The sequence below is a fragment of the Microvirga sp. P4_G7 genome (assembly GCF_056401005.1).
In genome coordinates, this window is record NZ_JBFUKD010000493.1 from 1 (window position 1) to 2,915 (window position 2,915).

3 protein-coding genes are annotated in these 2,915 nt (G+C 62.1%); all 3 read left to right on the forward strand.

The features are described 5' to 3' along the window. The first annotated feature begins 116 nt into the window (after positions 1-116). Positions 117-635: a 50S ribosomal protein L9 gene (gene rplI / locus AC1DT3_RS16865; RefSeq protein ID WP_477466392.1), complete on the forward strand. Its 519-nt coding sequence runs from the start codon at positions 117-119 to the stop codon at positions 633-635. Positions 636-960: 325 nt separating this feature from the next. Further along, complete coding sequence (locus AC1DT3_RS16870; RefSeq protein WP_477466393.1) at positions 961-2,454, forward strand: replicative DNA helicase; 1,494 nt, start codon at positions 961-963, stop codon at positions 2,452-2,454. Between the two features lie 8 nt (positions 2,455-2,462). Further along, a partial coding sequence (locus AC1DT3_RS16875; protein WP_477466394.1) for an alanine racemase occupies positions 2,463-2,915 on the forward strand: 453 nt, incomplete at its 3' end.

Below are 2,915 nucleotides of genomic sequence, written 5' to 3' on the forward strand. Positions count from 1 at the left end.
TCGTCCGGGAGGCGCTTTTCATTTGCGTAAAGGCGTCGGCAAGAGCCTTCCTTTATCGATCCCCGAGGGGCATCCATCGGATCGCCAAGAGTCAAGTCACTTCGCCGCCGAAATGATTGCGATGTGACTATCTTCGCGACGGCTATGCGCGTAACTTCCTTCTGCCGCGCGGCAAGGCTCTGCGCGCCACGAAGGGTAACAAAGAGCATTTCGAGACCCAGCGCGCCCAGCTCGAGGCCCGCAATCTCGAGCGCAAGAAGGAAGCGGACGGCGTCGGCGAGAAGCTGAACGGCAAGAGCTTCACGATCATCCGCCAGGCCGGCGAGACCGGCGTGCTCTACGGTTCGGTCGCGACCCGCGATCTCGCCGACATCGTCAGCGAAGGTGGCTTCTCGATCGGCCGCAACCAGTTCCTTCTCAACCAGCCGATCAAGACGATCGGTCTGCACGTGGTGCCGGTTCAGTTGCACCCCGAGGTCGAGGTCGAAGTGACGATCAACGTCGCCCGCAGCCCCGAGGAAGCCGAGCGTCAGGCGCGTGGTGAATCGGTTACGACCCGCGAAGAGACGAACCTCGACGATCTCGGTCTCGAGGTCGGCGCGGCGCTTGCCGAAGCCGGCGACGTCGAGCTCTAAGGTTCTGAACGAGGCTTGCGCTTCGTTCCCTTTTTGTTCACAATCAGCGCCTCCCGGACGATTCGTCCGGGAGGCGCTTTTCATTTGCGTAAAGGCGTCGGCAAGAGCCTTCCTTTATCGATCCCCGAGGGGMATCCATCGGATCGCCAAGAGTCAAGTCACTTCGCCGCCGAAATGATTGCGATGTGACTATCGGGGACTTTGAGGAAAGGCGGCCGCTCTGACCTCTGAATCRTCATCTGTGGCAAGGCCGCCACCGCCGAATCGTTCGCGCCGATCTAAAGAGGGTTCCGCCCAACCGAGTCCCTGAATTCCGGAGCGCCTGATGGCCACCGCCAATGCCCTGATTGCCCGTCTCGACGCTTCCGAGCCGCAATACCGGGCTGCTCCGAACAACCTCGACGCGGAACAGGCGCTTCTGGGGGCGATTCTCGTCAACAACGACGCCTATTACCGGGTGTCGGACTTTCTCGACCCGGCGCATTTCTTCGAAGACCTCCACCGACGTGTCTATGAAGTCGCCACCTCGCTCATCAAGGCGGGAAAGGTTGCGACGCCGACCACGATGAAGACCTTCCTGGGCGACCAGGATCTCGGCGGCGTCACCGTCTCTCAATATCTGGCCCGTCTGGCCGCGGAAGCGACCACCGTGATCAACGCCGAGGATTACGGCCGCGCCGTTTATGATCTCGCGATCCGACGCAACCTGATCGGCATCGGCGAGGACTTGGTGAACGTGGCGTATGATGCGCCGGTCGAAACCTCGCCGCGCGATCAGATCGAGGAAGCGGAGCGGCGCCTCTACGAGCTCGCCGAGACCGGGCGCTATGACGGCGGTTTCCAGCGCTTCTCCGATGCGTTGACGAACGCCATCGACATGGCAGCGGCAGCCTACAAGCGCGAAGGGAAGTTGTCGGGCGTCTCGACCGGCCTGATCGATCTGGATCGCTCGCTCGGCGGATTGCAGGCGTCGGATTTGGTGATCCTCGCCGGACGTCCGGCGATGGGTAAGACATCGCTCGTCACCAACATCGCGTTCAACATCGCCAAAACCTATGAGGGCGAGAAGCAGCCGGACGGCAGCATCAAGACCATCAACGGCGGCATCGTCGGTTTCTTCTCGCTCGAAATGTCGGCCGAGCAATTGGCGACTCGTATTATCGCCGAGCAATCGGGCGTCGCGTCCTACAAGATCCGCCGCGGCGACTTGCGCGAAGACGATTTCTACAAGATCACCGAAGCGGCGCGGCAGATGCAGTCGATCCCGTTTTACATCGACCAGACCGGCGGTATTTCGATCGCCCAGCTTGCGGCGCGCGCGCGGCGTCTGAAGCGCCAGCGCGGTCTCGACGTGCTCGTGGTCGACTACCTTCAGCTTCTGTCCGCGTCCGCCAAGAAGGGCGAGAATCGCGTCCAGGAATTGACCGAGATCACCACTGGGCTGAAGGCGCTCGCCAAGGAATTGTCCGTCCCGATCGTCGCCCTGTCCCAGCTCTCCCGTCAGGTCGAGTCGCGCGACGACAAGCGGCCGCAGCTCTCGGACTTGCGTGAATCGGGATCGATCGAGCAGGACGCCGACGTGGTCATGTTCGTTTACCGCGAAGAGTACTATCTCAAGAACAAGGAGCCGAAGCCCGGCACCGAGGAATACTTCAAGTGGCAAGCGGAAATGGATCAGGTCCACGGCAAGGCTGAAGTCATCATCGGCAAACAGCGTCACGGACCTACCGGCACCGTGCAACTTGCGTTCCAGGCTGATATCACCCGCTTCACGAACCTCGCCGACGAGGACAAGCTGCCAGAACGGATGGGCGATTGAACATCAACATGCGCCAGCCTTCATCAAGCCTCATCCCGGACGCCGAGGCCGGCGCCCGGCTCACGATCGATCTCGACGCGATCGCCGCCAATTGGCGCATCCTTCGCGACCGCGCCGAAACTGACACCTCGGCGGTCGTCAAAGCGGACGCCTACGGAACCGGCATCGAGCGGGTGGTCCCTGCCCTCCTGCAAGCAGGCTGCCGCGTTTTCTTCGTGGCGCATCTGTCGGAAGCCAAGCGCGTCCGCGCCGTTGCGACCGAGGCGACGATCTACGTGCTCAACGGTTTTCCGCAGGGAACTGGCGCGACGTACGCCAATCACGACATCCGCCCCGTGCTCGGATCGCAAGAGGAAATCGACGAATGGGCGGCGTTCTGCCGAGCCCAGGGCGCGCGGCTTCCGGCCGCGATCCATGTGGACACCGGAATGCATCGGCTCGGTCTTCCCATCGTCGAGGGC

What these genes read in the sequence shown, in the direction of transcription:
- AC1DT3_RS16870 (WP_477466393.1), top strand. Translation starts at nt 961, where the DNA reads ATGGCCACCGCCAATGCCCTGATTGCCCGTCTCGACGCTTCCGAGCCG.